The 19,594-nt window shown below is 44.8% G+C and carries 19 protein-coding genes; 13 read left to right on the top strand and 6 right to left on the bottom strand.

Going from position 1 to position 19,594, the window contains the following annotated elements; genetic code table 11:
• Positions 1-97 precede the first annotated feature (97 nt).
• The 3 genes from EGI32_RS05825 to EGI32_RS05815 form a co-directional block, all read right to left on the bottom strand.
• Complete coding sequence (locus EGI32_RS05825) at positions 98-1,291, bottom strand: DUF1501 domain-containing protein (RefSeq protein ID WP_255154439.1); 1,194 nt, start codon at positions 1,289-1,291, stop codon at positions 98-100.
• Between the two features lie 148 nt (positions 1,292-1,439).
• A complete protein-coding gene (locus EGI32_RS05820; RefSeq protein WP_255154438.1) occupies positions 1,440-2,918 on the bottom strand; it encodes a DUF1800 family protein in 1,479 nt (492 codons plus the stop codon).
• A gap of 225 nt (positions 2,919-3,143) precedes the next feature.
• On the bottom strand, positions 3,144-3,527 hold the full coding sequence (locus EGI32_RS05815) for a hypothetical protein (protein WP_255154437.1): 384 nt from the start codon (positions 3,525-3,527) through the stop codon (positions 3,144-3,146).
• A 128-nt stretch (positions 3,528-3,655) separates the two neighbouring features.
• Here EGI32_RS05815 and EGI32_RS05810 point away from each other — a divergent pair, with 128 nt between their 5' ends.
• Complete coding sequence (locus tag EGI32_RS05810; protein WP_255154436.1) at positions 3,656-5,263, top strand: Na+/H+ antiporter; 1,608 nt, start codon at positions 3,656-3,658, stop codon at positions 5,261-5,263.
• 295 nt (positions 5,264-5,558) lie between these two features.
• On the top strand, positions 5,559-7,379 hold the full coding sequence (locus EGI32_RS05805) for a right-handed parallel beta-helix repeat-containing protein (RefSeq protein ID WP_255154435.1): 1,821 nt from the start codon (positions 5,559-5,561) through the stop codon (positions 7,377-7,379).
• 146 nt (positions 7,380-7,525) lie between these two features.
• On the opposite strand, the gene serS is transcribed toward EGI32_RS05805, so the two are convergent.
• The gene (serS, locus tag EGI32_RS05800; protein ID WP_255154434.1) at positions 7,526-8,806 is read right to left on the bottom strand and encodes a serine--tRNA ligase; all 1,281 of its coding nucleotides are present in this window, start codon (positions 8,804-8,806) and stop codon (positions 7,526-7,528) included.
• A 73-nt stretch (positions 8,807-8,879) separates the two neighbouring features.
• Between serS and EGI32_RS05795 the strand changes: the two genes are divergently transcribed.
• Complete coding sequence (locus EGI32_RS05795; RefSeq protein WP_255154433.1) at positions 8,880-9,230, top strand: hypothetical protein; 351 nt, start codon at positions 8,880-8,882, stop codon at positions 9,228-9,230.
• A complete protein-coding gene (locus EGI32_RS05790) occupies positions 9,231-9,971 on the top strand; it encodes a peptidylprolyl isomerase (RefSeq protein ID WP_255154432.1) in 741 nt (246 codons plus the stop codon).
• 39 nt (positions 9,972-10,010) lie between these two features.
• Here the strand turns inward: EGI32_RS05790 and EGI32_RS05785 are convergent, their stop codons facing one another.
• Positions 10,011-10,517 carry a hypothetical protein gene (locus EGI32_RS05785; RefSeq protein WP_255154431.1) on the bottom strand — a complete coding sequence of 169 codons (507 nt, stop codon included), beginning with the start codon at positions 10,515-10,517 and terminating at the stop codon, positions 10,011-10,013.
• A gap of 106 nt (positions 10,518-10,623) precedes the next feature.
• Between EGI32_RS05785 and gcvH the strand changes: the two genes are divergently transcribed.
• The 4 genes from gcvH to murA all read left to right on the top strand — a co-directional run bounded on the left by gcvH (position 10,624) and on the right by murA (position 13,876).
• Positions 10,624-11,001 (top strand): glycine cleavage system protein GcvH, encoded by a 378-nt coding sequence (gene gcvH / locus EGI32_RS05780; protein ID WP_255154430.1) that lies wholly within the window; start codon positions 10,624-10,626, stop codon positions 10,999-11,001.
• Positions 11,002-11,010: 9 nt separating this feature from the next.
• Positions 11,011-11,439, top strand: coding sequence for a VanZ family protein (locus EGI32_RS05775; RefSeq protein ID WP_255154429.1), 429 nt, complete (start codon positions 11,011-11,013; stop codon positions 11,437-11,439).
• Between the two features lie 204 nt (positions 11,440-11,643).
• Positions 11,644-12,423 carry a DUF4290 domain-containing protein gene (locus EGI32_RS05770; protein WP_255154428.1) on the top strand — a complete coding sequence of 260 codons (780 nt, stop codon included), beginning with the start codon at positions 11,644-11,646 and terminating at the stop codon, positions 12,421-12,423.
• A 145-nt stretch (positions 12,424-12,568) separates the two neighbouring features.
• On the top strand, positions 12,569-13,876 hold the full coding sequence (gene murA, locus EGI32_RS05765; protein WP_255154427.1) for a UDP-N-acetylglucosamine 1-carboxyvinyltransferase: 1,308 nt from the start codon (positions 12,569-12,571) through the stop codon (positions 13,874-13,876).
• 156 nt (positions 13,877-14,032) lie between these two features.
• On the opposite strand, the gene EGI32_RS05760 is transcribed toward murA, so the two are convergent.
• Entirely contained in the window at positions 14,033-14,788 is a 756-nt protein-coding gene (locus tag EGI32_RS05760) for an OmpA family protein (RefSeq protein ID WP_255154426.1), read from the bottom strand.
• A 165-nt stretch (positions 14,789-14,953) separates the two neighbouring features.
• Here EGI32_RS05760 and gmk point away from each other — a divergent pair, with 165 nt between their 5' ends.
• From gmk to EGI32_RS05735, 5 genes are all read left to right on the top strand, one after another.
• Complete coding sequence (gene gmk / locus EGI32_RS05755; protein ID WP_255154425.1) at positions 14,954-15,556, top strand: guanylate kinase; 603 nt, start codon at positions 14,954-14,956, stop codon at positions 15,554-15,556.
• Between the two features lie 101 nt (positions 15,557-15,657).
• Positions 15,658-16,950, top strand: a complete 1,293-nt coding sequence (locus tag EGI32_RS05750; protein ID WP_255154424.1) for a hemolysin family protein — start codon at positions 15,658-15,660, stop codon at positions 16,948-16,950.
• 117 nt (positions 16,951-17,067) lie between these two features.
• Positions 17,068-18,162: a hypothetical protein gene (locus EGI32_RS05745; protein WP_255154423.1), complete on the top strand. Its 1,095-nt coding sequence runs from the start codon at positions 17,068-17,070 to the stop codon at positions 18,160-18,162.
• Between the two features lie 467 nt (positions 18,163-18,629).
• Positions 18,630-18,977 (top strand): gliding motility protein GldC, encoded by a 348-nt coding sequence (gene gldC, locus EGI32_RS05740; RefSeq protein ID WP_255154422.1) that lies wholly within the window; start codon positions 18,630-18,632, stop codon positions 18,975-18,977.
• Between the two features lie 155 nt (positions 18,978-19,132).
• The gene (locus EGI32_RS05735; RefSeq protein ID WP_255154421.1) at positions 19,133-19,582 is read left to right on the top strand and encodes a GatB/YqeY domain-containing protein; all 450 of its coding nucleotides are present in this window, start codon (positions 19,133-19,135) and stop codon (positions 19,580-19,582) included.
• Positions 19,583-19,594 lie beyond the last annotated feature (12 nt).

Genomic DNA, 19,594 nt, shown 5'->3' with positions numbered 1-19,594 from the left:
GTTCCATTGAACTGCTTTTTACTTTGTACTTCTAATAGCAACTGTTTCAAATTATATAAAAACTCCGAAGGTTTGACTATTCACTATTCACTATTCACTAAATGAATTTCAAATGCTCATACTGCTTCCCCAGGATCATCCTGTCATCGCTGCCCAACCATTTATTCAAAACAGTTGCGTACACATTTTTAAAATCGACCGTATGCTTCAGATCTCCATCGTTGAGGTTAGAGAGATCCGGCAACTCGTTGAGGATCCCTTTTTCTTTTAATCCGCCGCTGATAAAAAACATATTGTTGGCAGTACCATGATCGGTACCGTTGCTGAAGTTCTGCCCTACCCTTCTGCCAAATTCGGAGAAGGTCATCAAAAGCACATCATCAAACCGATTGTTCTTTTTCAGATCATCCGTAAAAGCTTTTACTGCTCCGTTCAGTTCTGTAAACAACCTCTTTTGCTGCGCTTCCTGGTTTACATGCGTATCAAAACTTCCCAGCGAAACATAATACACTTTGGTGTTGATATCCGACATGATCAGCGAAGCGATTGTCTTCAGATTTTTTCCCATTTCGGTATTGGGATAGGATTGCGAAGTGGGATGCAGTTTGCTTTGCTGAAAAATATAATCGGCGCTGCTCAACGTGGCACTCATGGTTTTGTAGAGATAATCCACGGTCTCTTCACTTTGCTGATGCGCTGAATTGATGTCTTTATAAAACTTCTCGTTGCTGCTGCTGTACAACCTCCGCGGATCTTTGAAAGCGAGCCCTTTTTGTATATCACCTTTCAGCGCCAGGCTCAGCATATCATCTATTTCCAAAGCCTGGGTGGGTTTGTCGCAGCCTTTACATTGTGCATCGAGGTAGCGGCCAAGCCAGCCGGTATTTACATATTTATCGCTGTCGCTGGCACTCTGCCAGATATCCATGCTGCGGAAATGCGAACGATCGGGATTGGGATAACCAACACTGTTGAGGATAGAAAGGCTGCCATCATCATACAATCCCTTGAAGGCTTCAAGCGCCGGATTGAGGCCCACATCGCCGGTAAGGCTAAGTGCTTTGTCTTTGGCAATACCGATCTTTGGACGGCTTTTATAGTAAATATCATTCGTTACGGGAATCACCGTATTCAATCCGTCGTTTCCCCCGCTGAATTGTATCACCACTACTACTTTATTTCCCTGCGGAACAAGGTGGCGCTGTTCAAAAGCCTTCAAAAATTTCGGCATCATCAGCGATGCACTGGCCAAGGAACCGATCTGTAAAAATTCTCTGCGTTTGATAACCATAAAACAATGTATGATGGATGATGTATGATCTATCTATGATCTATGATGTACGATCTATGATCTCTTTCCATATGAAGTCTTATCAGGTTTCCAACATTGTTCAAACCGAAAGAACAGATCATAGATCGCACATCATAGATCATAGATTTTATGCCATTTGATATTCCGGTGTGCTCATCAGGTTAATGACTGCACTTTTTATATAATTCTCCCTGCTTTCCGCGTTCAGGTATTTTGTGAGCAGGGCACTGTTCAATCTGCTGTTTGTCTGCAATAAGGTATCTGAAATTTTTTGCGCCAGATCTTCTCTTGGGGTCTTTTCAAAAATTTTTGTTACCAGGCTCCAGTCAATTTCTGCAGAGCCCCCTTTATCAGCGTACATCTTATTGCGCTTGATGCGCACATTCTCTTCCATCATTTGCCCCATACTCACATCATCATCTGTTTTCGGGCTCAGTACGATGCTTTCTTTTGCAGCAAATACCTGCGGCATCTGTAGCCTTACCATCAGCGTGCTGCTATCGATCCAGCTTCTGCCGCCGGGCCATCCCGCCACATTGGGCGGATAAAATAAAATTTGTCCGAGTACTTTTTGAAAGAGTAATTGCGCTGCATCATTATCCATTTCGAGCGGCAGGAAACGCCTGATGCCGGCAATGAGCTCTACCGGCGATTTTATCTTCGAGCCGATATTCTTTTCATCATAAAACCAATCACTGGTGTAGATGTCTTCCAGCAGTTTTTTGATATCGTATTTATTCGCATAAAAACGTTTACTCAACGACTGTACCCTGGCTTCATCCACATTTTCATTCACAAAATAGATGTAGATCTTTCGGGTGATGTAGTCGGCTGTTTGTTGTTTTTGCAATAAGATATCCAGGATATCATCACCATTGAAATTTCCCGTTTCGCCGAGGAAAGTTTTTGTGCCCGTATCATGCTGCTGTTGCCTGAATACGAATTCGCCTTGTGCATTGAAACCCCAGCCGGTAAAGGCACGCGCTGCTTCTTTGATATCTTTTTCGGTATAATTGCCGCGGCCCATGGTAAATAATTCCATCACCTCACGGGCAAAATTCTCGTTGGGTTTTCCCTTCTTGTTTTGCTGGTTGTTGAGAAACTGCAGCATAGAAGGCGATTTGCTCACTTCCTTCAACAGATCACCAAAATTGCCGATGGCATTGGTGCGGATCGTATGTAATAATTCCTGTTGAAAAAAACTGTTAACGACGCGGCAGGCAAAGTGCCCATGCCAGAAAAGGCTCATTTTTTCCCTCAGCTGTGCTTCGCTGTTGATCATTTCGCCGAGCCAGAGAATGTTGAGGTTCCTGATCTCATCGCGGGAAGTTTCGCGGCGCCTTTTTGCCATTTGGGCCTTATTCTCCTGGTCCTGCATTTTGGCGGCATTCGACAGATCACCCAGGCTTTTTACGCCATTGTACAATCCGTCGACAAGGTTTTGGGCGACTTCCAGCTTTTCCGGAGATTTTGCGGAAGTCTTGAGTAAAAGTTCCCAGAGTTTTTTTGTAGAGAAGGTTTCCAGCTGTGCAGCATTTTCGGCCATCGGGCCAAAAGCTGCACGCCAAAGAAGATGTTGATTTTTTAACCTGGTAGTTGCTGCCATACTATTAAATTAGGAATGTGCCGGGCTAAGACCCTTCCGTTAACGAAACGTTTAACCGGGGGTAAAAAATTTAATTCAGCAACAAATCCAGCAAAAACCGTCCCAAATCTATAATTTAAGATGTATGATCTATTACTTTCAAAATGAACGATATCTCAGATAAATAATAGCTTTCAATTTGAGAACTCATATCATAGATCATAGATCTCACATCATAGATCTGCATTATCCTTTTTTTGCATTCGACTGCACATACAGCAGCACATGTGCTTTTTCGGTAGAATCCAGCCTTGCTTTAGGCGCCATGCTGTTCATGATCGGCACCCATTCCTGTGCGGTAAAATCATCTACTTTTTTCAACCCATGACAACGGCCGCATTTGGCTTCATAGGTTTTTGCACCCGCCAACGCTTCAGTACTGTTTTTAGGGTCAGCAATAGTGGTGGTGGTTACAGTTGTAACCGTTTTCGTTTCTTCTACGACAACAGGAGCCGTAGTAGTGGTGGTTGAAGTAGTAGTTGTAGTACCTGCTGTAGAAGTCGGGGTTGTTTTAGGAGAACAGCTAAACACGATTACGGCTGCGATGCACACGAAAGATAGATATTTCATTTTCTATTGTTTAAACGTTGATTGTCATGCTAAAGTAATGTTTTTCAAAATACGTTGTCAGTAAATTTAATAATTTTGACTTCGCTAACATTTATTAGCTTACAAAACTCATTCATCAATACCATTTCATGCTGCACGAAAGCCTTTTATTGATATTATTTTTACTATTTCTTGTTTTTGTACTGGCCATGCTGGGGCAAAAACTAAAGATCTCCTATCCCATTTTATTGGTAGTAGGCGGCTTGCTGATCAGCCTGATCCCCGGCATTCCTAACATTTCGCTCAGCCCCGATATCGTGTTCCTCGTTTTTTTGCCCCCTTTATTATATGAAGCGGCCTGGTATACTTCGTGGAACGATTTCTGGAGAGCCAAACGGCCGATTCTGCTGCTGGCATTCGGACTGGTATTTTTCACTTCCGTCATCATCGCCTGCATATCTTCGTCGGTGATCCCTGGCTTTACCATGGCACTCGGGTTTTTGCTGGGCGGTATCATTTCGCCCCCGGATGCGGTTGCCGCTACTTCGGTATTGAAAGGCATCAAGCTACCCAAAAGGATCGTCACCATACTCGAAGGCGAAAGCCTTATCAACGATGCCTCGAGTCTGATCGTTTTCCGTTTTGCGCTCGCGGCCATCATCACCGGGCAATTCACTTTCAACAGCGCCGTCGGCGATTTCCTGCTGGTTACTTTCATGGGCATCATCATCGGTATCGCCATCGCATTCATCCTCTACCTCATTCACCGGTTCATGCCCACCACGCCGGATATTGATACGGCACTATCCATCATGGCACCCTATATCATGTACCTGGCAGCGGAGCATTTTCATTTTTCGGGCGTGATGGCGGTGGTTACCGGCGGACTTTTCCTTTCTTATCGTTCGCATGAAATATTCAATCACCAGTCGAGGTTGCAGACCACCAGTGTGTGGAGCACCATTGTATTCATCCTCAACGGGCTGGTGTTCATCCTCATCGGGCTGCAACTGCCGGTTATCATTTCGGGGCTCAATGGTTACTCCCTTGTGGAGGCCATTCTTTATGGCCTGATGATCAGTGTGGCAGCCATCATTATCCGGATATTATGGGTATTCCCCGCGGCTTATATACCAAGGTACCTTTTTAAAAGTGTCCGCGAATCGGAACCCAATCCCGGTTTTGCCGGGCCCTTCGTCATTGGCTGGGCGGGCATGCGTGGGGTGGTATCACTGGCTGCTGCGCTTAATATTCCACTGTTGCTGGATGATGGCACACCATTTCCCCACCGCAACCTTATTTTATTCATCACATTTATAGTGATACTGGTAACCCTGGTGCTGCAAGGGCTTACGCTGCCTTCTATCATAAAAAGAATGAAGCTGCAATCGCCGAAGGAAGATATCCCCGATGAAGAGCAGGATTCGGCCATCCGCATCCGGCTGATCAATGCGGCACTGGTGGTCATCAATGAAAATTACCGCAAGGAAGCTGATGAAAATAAACTGGTGGGCAATCTCCGCACCGTGATGGAAACGAATATCATCCACATCATCGAACGCCTCAACTCCATGGAATATGAAGAAACAGATAAAGCCGAAAGAGCCGTATACAAACGCGTATATACGCACATACTCGAGGCGCAACGAAGAGAGCTTGTGCTGTTAAGAAAGGAAAAGATCTACCACGATGAAGAGATCAGGAAGCACCAGTCGCAGCTGGACATCGAGGAGATAAGGTTGAAGCGGTTTACATAATAGTAATGAAAATTCTCCGGATATACTACTCCAGGGCTTACGGCATCGGGCAAAAGAAATCATCCCCAAGATCAGCCATAACAGAAGATTTTCGCAACCGATAATTACCTCTCTTAATTAGCAACATTATCGCCAAGAACCACTTGCATTTCTGGTAAAATTTATCTAAATTAGTTTTAGCTTTATTTTTTTTAAAACTTGCTAAATTAATATAACAGCATATCATCATCTTATTTAACCCGTAGTCAATTTGTTTTTAATAACTATTAACATAAACCCCAAAAACACACAATTTATGAAAACTATTGCACCTCTTTTTTTAATTTTATTGCTGGCTCCATTTGCCACATTCTCCCAGGTTAAAAACATCAAAACAGATTTCGGCGCTGTAGGTGATGGAGTTACAGATGATCATGCCGCTTTCGCAGCAGCTGCGGCTTACATTAACTTAATGGGGGGAAATGTCGAATTATTGATTCCTTCCGGCACTTACATTGTTGGTAATCAAAATTATACCCGCACAGCTGCAGGCCTGTATACCGCCGATGACGTATTGTCTCTTAATGGATGTGTAAATGTAAAAATAACAGGAGTGCCCAAGGTTGGCAACAAATACCCTGTGATCATGATGAAACCCGGCCTTAAATTCGGCACATTCGATACCAGCACGTTGGCCCCCCCGGCTAACCTGAATGATTACAATCCGTTCGGAACTAGCTGTGTTTACAATCCTACTCTGGCCTCTGCATATGCCTATAACATTGCCCGTATCGGCACTTTTTTCTCTTTCACTAACTGCAACGGCATAACAGTTGATAAAATAAAGATTGATGGAAATATTAATAATCTTCAACTCGGAGGCAATTACGGTTGCGGATCAAGGCCTATAGAGTTAGCTGCCTTCGGGATATTTATCGATGATTCTAAAAACGTAACAGTCAAAAACACGGTAATCACTGATGTTGGGTTAGATGGTATCTGCATTAAAAACATGAGCACTACGCTGAAAACCAAAAATATTAACATCAGTTCTGTAGATATTTTAACCAGTGGCAGAAATGGCATCAGTTGGATCGGTGGCGACAGTGTAATGATAAGAGGCACGCATTCAAAATATAATGGTACTGGCCTGGTAAAAACCCTTCCGGGTGCAGGCTTCGACCTGGAACCCGATTTCGGCACCTACCCTACCAATACCAACGGTAATTTTATAAACTGCAGTTTTGAAGACAATTATGCCAATGCCGTAGTGACTGCATCGACCAGCTCTTACAATATGGTATTCGACAGTTGCACCATGGTAGGGTCCCAGTATTATTCTTTATGGTGGGAGTCAAATAAAACCTTGTTTAAAAACTGTAAGTTCTTTGGCGAAGCCAACTGCAGAGGAGGATCAACTTCGGCGGCAGACCGGGTAAAATTTTTAAACTGCACATTTACTGATTGCCGGTTAGGCACAGAAATGTTTGGGACCAAATTATTGAATATTGAATTCGGGGGTAATTACACATGGCTTGACTCCTGCAAGTTATCCAACTATTATAAGCCGTCTTTTTACATCAAACCCAACGTTCCCGATTGTAGCGTAGCGACTAACCAACCATTGGTAAGCAATTCAGAATTTACTTCTAATGTAAGTACTACGGTGGCGTATATATGTGCCGCGTGGGATACCAAATGGCAGAATAATCGGTTTACTTATATGTCAGGAGCCCCTTTTTATATTGGTACAGGTTGTGGTCTGGGGTTATATGGCAATATAGACCTGGGGTCTGGCATGGTTAGCACACCGCAATTTACCCCGCAAGATTGTTCGGCATTGAGCCGGAAGCCTGTGGATGAAAAACCAGGGTTTGTAAGCGCTGCAAACAATAGTTTATCACAAGCTGTCATTTTCCCCAACCCGGTCAAAAACCGCCTGCAGCTTAATTACAAAATAATCAATGGTTCCGAATTAAAAATCAGCATTTATACATCGAATGGACAGCTGGTACTCACAAAACAATTGAAAGGTTATCAAAATACTATTGATGTATCCGGTTTGATGAATGGCACTTATCATCTCTATATACAGAGCCCCGGCAAAGTGATTACAGAAACTTTCTATAAAAGATAAAATGAAAAATAAAAACAGGCGAATAGAAGCGGTTTACCTAAATTGATAATTTTATAATGGACAATGGATAATGTTTCAGGATTGAAGTCATCACCATTTGCGGGAAACGTTTTAGCCTGAAGCATTATCCATTATACATTGTTCAATTATCCGTTCTTTTCGATCAACGCTGCCCCAAAATATGCCTGCAGCGCCTTCGGAATATGTATCCCGTTCTCACTCTGGTTGTTTTCCAGCAAAGCTGCGATAATGCGTGGCAATGCCAGTGATGAACCGTTGAGGGAGTGCACCAGTTCGGTTTTACCCTCTTCATTTTTATACCGGATCTTCATCCTGTTTGTCTGAAAGGTTTCGAAATTGCTGACAGAGCTCACTTCCAGCCATTTTTGCTGCGCTGCACTGAACACTTCAAAATCGTAGGTGAGCGCAGAAGTGAAGCCCATATCCCCGCCGCAAAGACGAAGGATCCTGTAAGGCAACTCCAGGAACTGCAGCAGCCTTTCCACATGGTTCACCATTTCTTCCAGCACTTCATAGCTGTGTTGAGGTTTTACCAATTGGATCACTTCCACTTTTTCAAACTGGTGCAGGCGGTTCAGTCCGCGTACATCGCTGCCAAAGCTACCCGCTTCCCTGCGAAAGCAGGAAGAATAGGCGGTCATCTTGATCGGCAGGTCGCTTTCTTTTACGATCTGCTGCGCATATACATTCGTTACCGGCACTTCGGCGGTGGGTATCAGGTACAATTTATCTTCAGTGATATGATACATCTGTCCTTCCTTATCCGGCAGTTGTCCCGTACCATAAGCAGTAGCTTCATTTACCATCAATGGCGGGGCAAATTCTGTGTAGCCGGCAGCCGTATTGTAATCCAGGAAATACTGTATCAGTGAGCGTTGTAGCTTTGCACCTTTTCCTTTGAACAACGCGAAGCCGCTACCAGCCAGCTTTGCGCCGGTTTCAAAATCTACCAGGTCGTATTCTTTGATGATATCCCAATGCGGTTTTGCGCCGGCAAATAATTGCGGCACAGTGCCACCTTCGAGCACCACTTCATTATCTTCAGGAGTTTTGCCTTTTGGAACAGAAGTGTGTGGAAGGTTCGGGAGCAATAATAATTTACCGGTAAACTCTTCTTCCAGCGCCTGTAGTGATGTTTTCACCGTTGCCTGTTCCTCTTTCCACGCGGTTACGGCTGCTTTCTTTTCTTCAGCCGCTTCCTTTTCGCCTTTGGCCATCAATGCACCGATCTCTTTGGAAGTGGTATTTACCGAAGCCTGCAGGTTTTCCGAAACGAGTTTTTGTTTACGAAGTTCTTCATCGAGGCTGATCAGTTCGTCAACCAGGCCGATATGGGCGAAGTTGCGCACTGCCAGTCTTTCCTTTACCAGGTCTGCATTCTGCTTGATAAAATTGATCTGTAACATGGTGGTTTTGTTTTTTAAAAATCCTTTAAGAGCGGCAAAGATAAAAGGAAAAGCATAATTCATACATTTGCATATGCAACATGTACAGGAAGATCTGCAGGTACGCTGGCTCAAACTGAGGATAAAGCTGAAGGAAAGATTTGGTATCAAGCCGGATATGAACGGTGTGCTGCTGCTCATCGGCGTGCAGGAACTGGGCCAGGGGCCACAGCAATTCAGCAAGGAACAGAAGCAGGACCTGATGCACATCGCCATCTGTACTATCCTGTCTGCCAGCGGTTATTATATCAACGAAGGGCTCGATGATGAAGGCTGGCCGCATTTCAAACAACTGAAAGCATTGCCCGAAAACAATACGTTCGAGCAGGAAAACTTCCTCAAAGACCATGTACTATTGTATTTTCAATCACAAAACTTTATATAGATGAAGGGAAAATTTACGCTGTTATTATGCGCATGTACGATCAGTCTTTTTTCGCTGGAAGCACAGACAAAAAAAGCGCCGGCCAAAAAAACATCAGTTAAAAAAGCAGCGCCGGCCCCAAGGCCCTCTACCCTCCGAACAACAAAAGCAATCGACAAGAGCGTGCGTATTAAGATCACGACCGACTCCGGCATCATCATCGTAAAACTATACGACAGCACTCCTATTCACCGCGACAATTTTGTAAAGCTGGTGAAAGAAGGTTTCTACGACAGCCTGATGTTTCACCGCGTCATTCCGCAGTTCATGATCCAGGGCGGCGACCCTACGAGCAAATATGCCGAACCTGCTGCATTACTGGGCAATGGCGGCGATAACATGGAGCGCCTTACGGCGGAAATAAAACCGCAATATTTTCACAAGCGTGGCGTACTGGCTGCCGCAAGGGATGGCAATCCGGAAAAGAAAAGCAGCGCCTGCCAGTTTTATTTAGTAGAAGGTAAAATAAGAAGTGATGAAGAGTTGAATATGATTGAATTGCAAGGAGGTTTTAAATACACCCCGGAACAACGGGAAATTTATAAAAAGATTGGGGGCACTCCCCATCTTGATATGAAATATACTGTTTTCGGTGAAGTTATTGAAGGTCTTGATATTATATCTAAAATTTCTCGAGTGCCAACCGGTAGGGGTGATAGACCTATAGGAGATATAAGAATGAAAATGGAAATTCTTAAATAATCAAAAAGTGCCGGGTAATTCCCGGCACTTTAAATAAATTTAATAAGGCCATTGAGGATCGCCATTAATGAAAACGATACAGCCTGGTTCGCAGGTACAACTATATGTTATAGGTCCATTTCCTGACCAAGTAGCTTTTACTTGACAACCAATGCATACTCCGCTACATGTATAGTGATCTGCGGGTGGATTAATTTCTGTGACAGGTCCCTGATCCTTTCTGGTATCAAAGTTTGCAATCATAGTATTTGTCGGGATATTATTAAGAACCATCTTTACCTCTGCAAAAGCTCGCCCATCTTCAAACTCATTCCATTTGATATCGGTAATCTCCAACGACTTGAAAACAAAACCTGAATCAGGCAAATTTTCAATTATACTTTTTTTAAGCTCACTAACATCCGAAGCAATAGTAAATCCATTCTTAGCTTTGAGGCTCGATGTTAACTTTGCTTCAGTAGAGGATTCTTTTTCATTTTCTTTTTTTGAGCACTGAGTAAAAATGAGAGAGGAGAAAAGAAGTGCGAATACGAATTTCGTTTTCATTGTTTTTAGTTTTATAGGTGTAAGAAAAACTAATATACAATAAATTTTACGGGCTAACGCTATCATTTAGAATAAATCCTAACTTGCAACCACAAAAAACATCACAATGAATTTTCCAGAAAACTTAAAGTACACCAAAGACCACGAATGGATTTCTTTGGAAGGAAATGTAGCCACCATCGGCATTACAGAATTTGCACAGCATGAGCTGGGTGATATCGTTTATGTGGATATCAGTTCAAACGGAAAAGCGCTGGCTGCCGAAGACGTATTTGGTACAGTAGAAGCGGTAAAGACAGTGAGTGATCTTTTTCTGCCGGCGGCGGGAACCATCACCGAAGTAAACCCTGCGCTGGAAGCTAATCCGGAGCTGGTAAACAGCGATCCTTACGGACAAGGCTGGATGATAAAAATGACCGTGGACAACCCGGCAGATATTGATGGCCTGATGGATGCGGCAGCCTACACGGCGCTGGTAAGTTAATAAGATATTATGCAAAAAAATACTTCCCTGTTCATGGGGGTGAGCATCAAAAAATTCATACCAGGCATTGCCTGGTTTTTTGTGGTACTTATCCTCATCTGTACCCCCGGCCCCGATCTTCCTGAGGTGGGCGACTGGTTCGGGCAGATCAGTTTCGATAAGGTGGTCCACTGCGGAATATTCGGCCTGCTGGCACTGCTGTTCATGTGGCCCGTGGCCAAAGCCGGCATCGATCAACCACGCTGCACGCAATGGTTTCTCAAAGTGGCACTGGCTACAGCAGTATTTGGCCTCATGACCGAACTGATACAGAAATACTTCATCGAAGGGCGCAGTTTCAGCCTGCTGGATTGCCTCGCCGATATTGTTGGCGGATTTGGCGCTTTCGCCGTAACTTACTGGTACTTTTTTAAAAGAAAAGCGAAAAAAGCCTATTAAGCCGGGATCAAATCATCCGGAAATATTAGCGCCTGATCATATTTCGCCACTGTCAGCCTGAGCTTGTCGAAGGCGGCTTCGGTTTCAAAATCGCCTTCGACAAGCTCAGGCTGGCAGCGGGAAAGAATTAAATTTTACCAAAATGAGCCCACTAAACAGGCTGGCTGCTTGTTTCAACGACATTTACAACTTACATTTGCTGATATGAAGAACGTAGAGAACATGGAGTACAACACGACGAGAAACCACCTGATCATGAAGGAATACGGCCGCCATATCCAGAAGATGGTGGAGTATTTACTCACAATACAGGACAGGCAGGAGCGTCAGAGAAATGCTTATGCGGTGATCGAGTTGATGGGTTTCCTCAATCCACACTTAAAAAATGTAGAAGATTTCCGTCATAAATTATGGGACCATCTTTTTCTCATCAGCGATTTTACGCTGGATGTAGACAGCCCTTACCCGATCCCAACCAGGGAAACACTGAAGGCTAAGCCTGAAAGGCTGGCATATCCGAAAAAATACCCCCGCTTCAATCATCTTGGCAAGAATATAGAAGTAGTGATCGACAAGGCACTGAAAGAAGAGAACCCTGAGAAAAAACAAGGGTTTGCCAATGCCATCGCTTATTACATGAAACTTACCTACAGCAACTGGCATAAAGAACTGATGCATGATGATGCCATCCAGCAGGAACTGAGTTCTATCACCAAAGGCGAACTCGAATTCAACAACAGGCCATTTGTAAAACATCGTGCCGACAACAGGCCGCTCGACGAGTATGCTACCCCCGGCAGGAACCAGTACCGCAAAAATTTCGGTGGCCGCGATAACCGTAACAACAACGGTGGCGGAAACGGCAACCGTAATAACAACAACAACCGCAATGGTAACTCCAGTGGCGGAAGGGATAATAATGGTGGCGGCGGAAGAGACAACAGGAATAATAACAACAACAGAAATTTTAAAAAACGATACTAGATTTCAGATTAGAGATGAGGGATTAGGGTTTAGAAGGTTTAATCAATAGCCCCCGACTTAAGTCGGGGGCTATTGATTAAACCTTCTAAACTTTTTAAACCCCTAAACTTCTAAACCTCTCTAAACACTAAACACTAAACTCATCATGGGCATTTTTGAAGTTACCGGCGGAAAAAAACTTTCAGGAGAGATCACGCCCCAAGGCGCAAAAAACGAAGCATTACAGATCATCAGCGCAGTATTACTCACCGATGAAGAAGTGATGATAAAAAACATCCCGGACATCATTGATGTGAACCTGCTGATAGAATTGCTCGGCGAAATGAACGTGAAGATCAACCGCATTGATGCGCATACCTGCAGCTTCAAAGCGGATGATGTGAATGTAGAATACCTGCAGAGCGACGATTACCATAAAAAAAGCGGCAAACTCCGTGGTTCTGTAATGCTCGCGGGGCCACTACTCGCCCGTTTCAAAAAAGCATACCTGCCAAAACCCGGTGGCGACAAGATAGGCCGCCGCAGGCTGGATACGCATATCATCGGGTTTGAAAAACTCGGCGCTTCGTTCAATTACGATAACAATACCGGTTTCTTCAAGCTGGAAACCGAAGGGCTGAAAGGAACCTTTATGCTGCTCGACGAACCAAGCGTGACCGGTACCGCTAATATTCTCATGGCCGCGGTATTAGCCGAAGGCACTACTACCATTTACAATGCCGCCTGCGAACCTTACATCCAGCAGCTTTCGAAAATGCTTACCCGCATGGGGGCCAGCATTGAAGGTATCGGCAGCAATATGCTGATCATTCACGGGGTGGAAAAACTGAAAGGCACAGAACATACCATGCTGCCCGATATGATCGAAATAGGCAGTTTCATCGGCCTCGCCGCCATGACACAAAGCGATATCGTGATCAAAAATGTAGGACTGAAAGAGCTGGGTATCATCCCAGAAAAATTTCAGCAGCTGGGCATCAGGATGACCTTCAACGGCGATGATATCCATGTACCGGCCCAGGAATATTACGAAGTGCAGCGCTTTCTAGATGGAGGTGTATTGAGCATTTACGATCATCCATGGCCTGGCTTCACGCCCGATCTGCTGAGCATTGTGCTGGTAACGGCCATACAGGCGAGGGGCAGCGTGCTCATCCATCAGAAAATGTTTGAAAGCCGTTTGTTCTTTGTAGATAAACTGATCGAGATGGGCGCACAGATCATCCTTTGCGATCCGCACAGGGCCGTAGTGATAGGCCTCGAAAGAGAAAAACAATTACGCGGCATCACCATGAGCAGCCCGGATATCAGGGCCGGGGTGGCTTTGCTGATAGCAGCGTTGAGCGCCGAAGGAAAAAGCACTATTCAGAATATCGACCAGATAGACCGTGGCTACCAGGATATCGACGGAAGGCTGAGAGCCCTGGGAGCTGATATAGTGAGGAAGAACTAGATGCTGGAGGCTGGATAATGGATAATGGATATCGTAGCGAAGAATTTAGCGAATATCAACCAGCACAAATTGCCAGCAACCAGCATCCAGCATCTCCCAAATAAAACAAGCCCCGCGTAGAACACACGGGGCTTACTCAATAATATACTTTCGGAATTATTTCGCTTTTACATTCACCGCTACCCTGCGGTTTTGTGCACGCCCTTCGGCTGTTGCGTTATCAGCGATCGGATGCTCGATGCCATATCCTTCTGCACTGATGATAGAAGTTGCGGCAGCGCCCAATCCTTTAGCTTTTGCAGCTACAGCATCCGCCCTTTTCTGCGACAATGCCAGGTTTTTAGCCTTATCACCGGAGTTATCTGTATAACCACCGATCTTGAATTGCGCAGCAGGATATGCTTTCGCGATCGCTACCAGGTTTTTCAACTGCGCTTCAGAACCTTCTGTAAGTTCGGCCCCGCCGGATTTGAAACGCACATTGGTAAACTCAAACCAATTACCTTTCACGGTATCCAGTGCCGCTGATTTATTATTCAGAAATTGAACCAGCTGGTACTCTGTACTGTTTTTTCCTACAGTCAGTTTGCCCCCGTTGTTGGGCAGTTCGATCTCTACATTTTCGCCCAGATCATAAATAAAATCACCTGTCAGTGTATCAAGTTTACCTGTTACGTGAGTAGCAGCGCCTTCGTGTGCAGTTGCAGCACCATGTTGATCATGGTTTTCATGAGTAGCGGTAGAATCGTGGCCTCCGTGAGCATCATGCCCGGCATCGCCACTACCTCTTGTCATATAAAAAATACCGGCAGCAATCAGGCATAATAACAATACCGGCAGCAAGATCTTCAATCCCCCGCTCATGCTGTCTTGTTGTTGTACTGGTGTTGCTTCGTCGTGATGAACTGACATATTTCGTTGTTTTAGTTTGAAAGTGTTATGCTGCGCAAAAATAAGAAATAAGGAATAAGAAACAAGGAAATAAGGAAGTCTGCCACATTTGGATACTACCTCCGTTCGCCTTTCTTAATTTTTAATTCGTAATTCGTAATTGTTAATTGTTTTTTACTTTTGCGCATGGCATCACCTTATCACAAGATATTGATCATTACCGCACCCTCCGGTGCCGGCAAGACTTCCATCACGCACAACCTCATGCAGCATTTTCCTCAGCTGGCATTTTCGGTATCGGCGGCCACCCGCCAGGCCCGGGCCAATGAGCGCCATGGGGTGGATTATTACTTCCTTTCGCCGGAAGAATTCAAGGAAAAGATAAAAAACAAGGATTTTGCCGAATGGGAAATGGTATACGAAGGTAAATATTACGGTACGTTGAAATCCGAACTGGAGCGTATCTGGGCCAACAACCAGGTTCCCGTGCTGGATATCGACGTTAAAGGCGCCATACACGTACAGCAGCAATACCCCATCAATACGCTCAGTATTTTCATAGAGCCCCCTTCGGTGGATGAACTGAGGAGCAGGCTCGAAAGCAGGGGTACCGAAACCGAAGAAACGCTGGCAGCCCGCATCAATAAGGCTTCTTACGAGATTTCCTTCAAAACACATTTTGACGAAGTGATCGTAAATGACAACCTCGACAGGGCCTGTGCCGATGCCCGCGAACTGGTACAGAATTTCCTGGCAGCCGAAGTTTTTCAGGGTAAAAAAGCTGATTGAAAGGCTGTCAGCCTGAGCTTGTCGAAGGCGTAAATAGGAACGGAAACCGCCTTCGACAAGCTCAGGCTGACAGTGTAGTTTGGATTGCTTATTTTTATACTATGGATATAATCACCGCAGTGATAACAATGCTTGGCCTTCTCATCCTGATCGGATTTTTTTCCGGTATCGAGATCGCATTCATTTCTGTTAACAAACTGGCGATAGAGCTCAATAAAAAACAAGGCACCCGCAGCGGAAAAGTGTGGGGCAACCTCGCCGAGCACCCTACCCGCTTCATCGGTACCGTACTCATCTGTTACAATATCGCACTCGTTTCCTACAGCCTCATCATCGGTACCAAACTGGCTTATTTCGGGCACCAGATCCACAAACGCTTCCCCAATGTATCCGAAAACGGATTGGTTTACCTCGAACTGCTCATCGGTACTGTAGTAGGCGTTTTCTTCCTGTTGCTCATAGAATCCATCAGCAAGGCACTGTTCAGGGCAAAAAACAACAGCATCCTTTCCAACGGGCTCATCACGTATCTCGTGCAGGTTTTCTACTGGCTATTCGCGTCCATCGCCGCTTTTTTTGTAAGCGTAGCCGAATGGATCCTCAAGATCATCCTCAATGTAAGCATCAAGGATAAAAAAGAGTTGTTCAGCAAAGGCGACCTGGAACATTATTACCAGCAGAACAAAGGCCACCACGAAGACGATGCTTCCGAACTCAACAAAGAGCTTTTTGAAAATGCCCTGTCCCTCAGCGAAACCAAGCTCCGCGAATGCCTAGTGCCACGCAAGGAAGTGATCAGCATCGACATCAATACACCGATGGAAGAAGTGAAGCAGAAGTTCATCGAGACCAGGCTGAGCAAACTGGTGGTATGCGAAAACAACATCGATTCCATTTCAGGATATATACACCAGCTCGACCTGTTTAAAAACCCTGCAACGATCTCCGAAATATTGCTGCCCATCCCTACCGTTCCGGAAAGTATGAGCGCCACCGACCTGATGAACAAATTCAGCAAAGACAGGAAAAGCATCGCCTGGGTGATCGACGAATTTGGCGGCACTGCCGGTATCGTTACCATGGAAGATCTGCTGGAAGAGATATTCGGGGAGATAAAAGACGAGTACGACGACGTGGATGAATTTGTAGAAAAACAACTGGCAGAAAACGAATATATTTTCAGCGGCAGGCTGGAGTTGGATTACATCGCCGAAAAATACGACCTGCACTTCACGGAGGTAGAAGGCGCCGAAACCTTGTCGGGCTATATCATACAGAATAATGAAGATATTCCGCAGCAGAAACAACGCATCATTGTAGGCAAATACGAATTTGATATTTTGAGCGTAAGCGGCACCAGGATAGAAACGGTCAAACTAAAAGTGTTGAAATAGTAAATAATTTCTTCCCTGTCAGCCTGAGCTTGTCGAAGGCGGTTTCAGTATTATCAATGCTCCTGCCTTCGACAAGCTCAGGCTGACAGCGTTCAAATTTTAATCTTTTTCATCCGCATGACCATCGCAGCGCATATCATCCTCTCTCCAAAAAGCGATCAGAATTATTTACTCGACAATATCATCCTTTGGGCAAAAAACTTTCCCGAAGGCCACTTCATACTTTTTGCCGATGCTATTTCTTTTGCCGGTGCATTGCCTGCCGGCAACATCACCCCGGTGCTGATAAAACCCGCGATCAAAAACAATCTTTCTTTTTATTACTGGTACAATTTTAAGCTGCCGGCCCTGCTCAAAAGATATGATGCCCATGCGTTCATCAGCGAATCCGGCGCTATCAGCTTTCGCACAACCGTTCCACAATACCTTTTTCTGAAAGAAAGTTTTTTCCAGTCGCACGACAAAAACCGGTACAAAAAATTGCTCCTCAAATATTTCCCCCGCTTCGCGGAAAAGGCCGCCACTATTTTCACCACCGAAAAATATATCACTGCGGCATTGCAAAAAAGATTTCCGCAGGTAACACCACCCATTTTCACCCCGTATCATGGCCTGCCGGAAATATACCAGCCCATCAGCTGGGAGGAAAAAGAAGCGGTGACAGCAGCTTTTACCTCCGGCAACGATTACTTTGTACATTACCTTTCTGCCAATACCCAGCATTCGGTAAGAATGGCGCTCAAGGCATTTTCTATCTTTAAAAAATGGCAGAAATCCAGCATGAAGATGGTTTTCCTGGTAGATAATGTACAATCTGAAGGGCTGGTGGCCGATATAGGTTCGTACAAGTACCGCGATGAAGTATTGTTCATCCCCGCTGCCGCGGAAAACAGATCGCCTTTGCTGGCGGCTGCATTGGCGGCTTTGTACCTGCCAAAATATATCAAAGGCGAAAATTTCGGGTTGAATGCGCTGCAATGTAATGTGCCGTTGATCATGCCTGAAACAGAGGAGGCGAAAATGAGTTTCGGCAACGCCGCATTGTATGCCGGTTCTGATGAAACATCCATCGCCGAAAAAATGCTGCTGCTGTACAAAGATGAAACCCTCCGAAAAACCCTCCTGGAAAGCGGCAACAACCTCCTCTTGAATTACGACCTCGAAAAAAGTGCTTCGGAAACGTGGAATATCATTACAAACCCAAAGGCATAAAACGCCACGAATGCACGAATAAAAGACAATTTTCGTTTTGCATTCATTCGTGTATTCGTGGCAACACGTTCGCCGCAGGCGATGCGTTAGATAAGTGCGAAGAAAACGCCACGAATGAACGAATAAAAGACATTTTTCGTTTTGCATTCATTCGTGTATTCGTGGCACATTTTCGCCGCAGGCGATGCGTTAGATAAGTGCGAAGAAAAAAGCCACGAATGAACGAATAAAAGACATTTTGCGTTTTGCATTCATTCGTGTATTCGTGGCACATTTTCGTCGCAGGCGATGCGTTAGATAAGTGCGAAGAAAAAAGCCACGAATGAACGAATAAAAGACAATTTTCATTTTGCATTCATTCGTGTATTCGTGGCACATTTTCGTCGCAGGCGATGATCTTCACTAATCTTAACCATCATAACCATCTGCGTTGCGTTTTTCCTAACTTTGCGCAAAATTACATTCACATGCAAAAATCATCTATTACTATAGATATACTTTTAGACCCCAATAAAGTTCCCGAAGCCATTCATTGGAATGCTTCAGACAGTACCGCCAATATGGATCAGAAAGCCAAAGCCCTTTGCCTGGCATTCTGGGATGGAGCAGATAAAACAGCCTTGCGCATCGACCTCTGGACCAAAGACATGATGGTAGACGAAATGGGCGATTTCTTTTACCAGATGATGATGACCATGGCCGATACCTTCAAAAGAGCCACCAAGAACGGGGAACTTTCGGAAGAGATGAAAGCCTTTGCCAAGCAATTTTATGAAAAATTCAGGCAGGCGCAGATCACGGAAAACGGAGCTTAAGAATGGATAATTTTATAATGGATAATGGATAATTTACTTTCGGCTTGAAATAATTTTGAAAAAGGGAACGCTTTTCAAATGAAAGCATTATCCATTATCCATTAACCCGTTATCCATTCAACAAACAGATTAAAAATTCAATTAAATCAAACAATATGGCCTTAGAACAACAGATCATGACCGAAATGAAAGAAGCCATGAAAGCCAAGAACGAAGCGGTGCTCCGCGGATTGAGGGCTATCAAGGCAGAGATCATCAAAGCTAAAACAGAACCCGGTGCCGGCGGCGAAATAGATGAAGCTACCGAGCAGAAATTTCTGCAGAAAATGATGAAGCAGCGCAGGGATTCCCTGGAGATATTTGAAAAACAGGGCCGCGAAGACCTTGCGGTGAAAGAACGTGAAGAAATAGCGGTGATCGAAAAATTCCTGCCAAAACAAATGGACGCGGCTGAAATAAAAGAAGCCGTGGCAGCCATCATCAAAGAAACCGGTGCCAGCTCCGCTGCCGATATGGGCAAAGTGATGGGGGCCGCTACCAAGCAGCTCGCCGGCAAGGCGGATGGGAAAGCCATTAGTGCGATCGTAAAAGAGTTGCTCGCTTAAAAATCTATGATC

The sequence above is a fragment of the Ferruginibacter sp. HRS2-29 genome, assembly GCF_024343615.1.
Classification (GTDB): Bacteria; Bacteroidota; Bacteroidia; order Chitinophagales; family Chitinophagaceae; genus Ferruginibacter.
The sequence above is the reverse complement of the archived record's forward strand: the minus strand, read 5'-3'. Positions and strand labels throughout refer to the sequence as shown.

Bases quoted from the DNA above. Each gene is read 5' to 3' on its own strand.
- EGI32_RS05825 (WP_255154439.1), bottom strand. From the start codon at position 1,291: ATGGTTATCAAACGCAGAGAATTTTTACAGATCGGTTCCTTGGCCAGT.
- EGI32_RS05820 (WP_255154438.1), bottom strand. From the start codon at position 2,918: ATGGCAGCAACTACCAGGTTAAAAAATCAACATCTTCTTTGGCGTGCA.
- EGI32_RS05815 (WP_255154437.1), bottom strand. From the start codon at position 3,527: ATGAAATATCTATCTTTCGTGTGCATCGCAGCCGTAATCGTGTTTAGC.
- EGI32_RS05810 (WP_255154436.1), top strand. From the start codon at position 3,656: ATGCTGCACGAAAGCCTTTTATTGATATTATTTTTACTATTTCTTGTT.
- EGI32_RS05805 (WP_255154435.1), top strand. From the start codon at position 5,559: ATGAAAACTATTGCACCTCTTTTTTTAATTTTATTGCTGGCTCCATTT.
- serS (WP_255154434.1), bottom strand. From the start codon at position 8,806: ATGTTACAGATCAATTTTATCAAGCAGAATGCAGACCTGGTAAAGGAA.
- EGI32_RS05795 (WP_255154433.1), top strand. From the start codon at position 8,880: ATGCAACATGTACAGGAAGATCTGCAGGTACGCTGGCTCAAACTGAGG.
- EGI32_RS05790 (WP_255154432.1), top strand. From the start codon at position 9,231: ATGAAGGGAAAATTTACGCTGTTATTATGCGCATGTACGATCAGTCTT.
- EGI32_RS05785 (WP_255154431.1), bottom strand. From the start codon at position 10,517: ATGAAAACGAAATTCGTATTCGCACTTCTTTTCTCCTCTCTCATTTTT.
- gcvH (WP_255154430.1), top strand. From the start codon at position 10,624: ATGAATTTTCCAGAAAACTTAAAGTACACCAAAGACCACGAATGGATT.
- EGI32_RS05775 (WP_255154429.1), top strand. From the start codon at position 11,011: ATGCAAAAAAATACTTCCCTGTTCATGGGGGTGAGCATCAAAAAATTC.
- EGI32_RS05770 (WP_255154428.1), top strand. From the start codon at position 11,644: ATGAAGAACGTAGAGAACATGGAGTACAACACGACGAGAAACCACCTG.
- murA (WP_255154427.1), top strand. From the start codon at position 12,569: ATGGGCATTTTTGAAGTTACCGGCGGAAAAAAACTTTCAGGAGAGATC.
- EGI32_RS05760 (WP_255154426.1), bottom strand. From the start codon at position 14,788: ATGTCAGTTCATCACGACGAAGCAACACCAGTACAACAACAAGACAGC.
- gmk (WP_255154425.1), top strand. From the start codon at position 14,954: ATGGCATCACCTTATCACAAGATATTGATCATTACCGCACCCTCCGGT.
- EGI32_RS05750 (WP_255154424.1), top strand. From the start codon at position 15,658: ATGGATATAATCACCGCAGTGATAACAATGCTTGGCCTTCTCATCCTG.
- EGI32_RS05745 (WP_255154423.1), top strand. From the start codon at position 17,068: ATGACCATCGCAGCGCATATCATCCTCTCTCCAAAAAGCGATCAGAAT.
- gldC (WP_255154422.1), top strand. From the start codon at position 18,630: ATGCAAAAATCATCTATTACTATAGATATACTTTTAGACCCCAATAAA.
- EGI32_RS05735 (WP_255154421.1), top strand. From the start codon at position 19,133: ATGGCCTTAGAACAACAGATCATGACCGAAATGAAAGAAGCCATGAAA.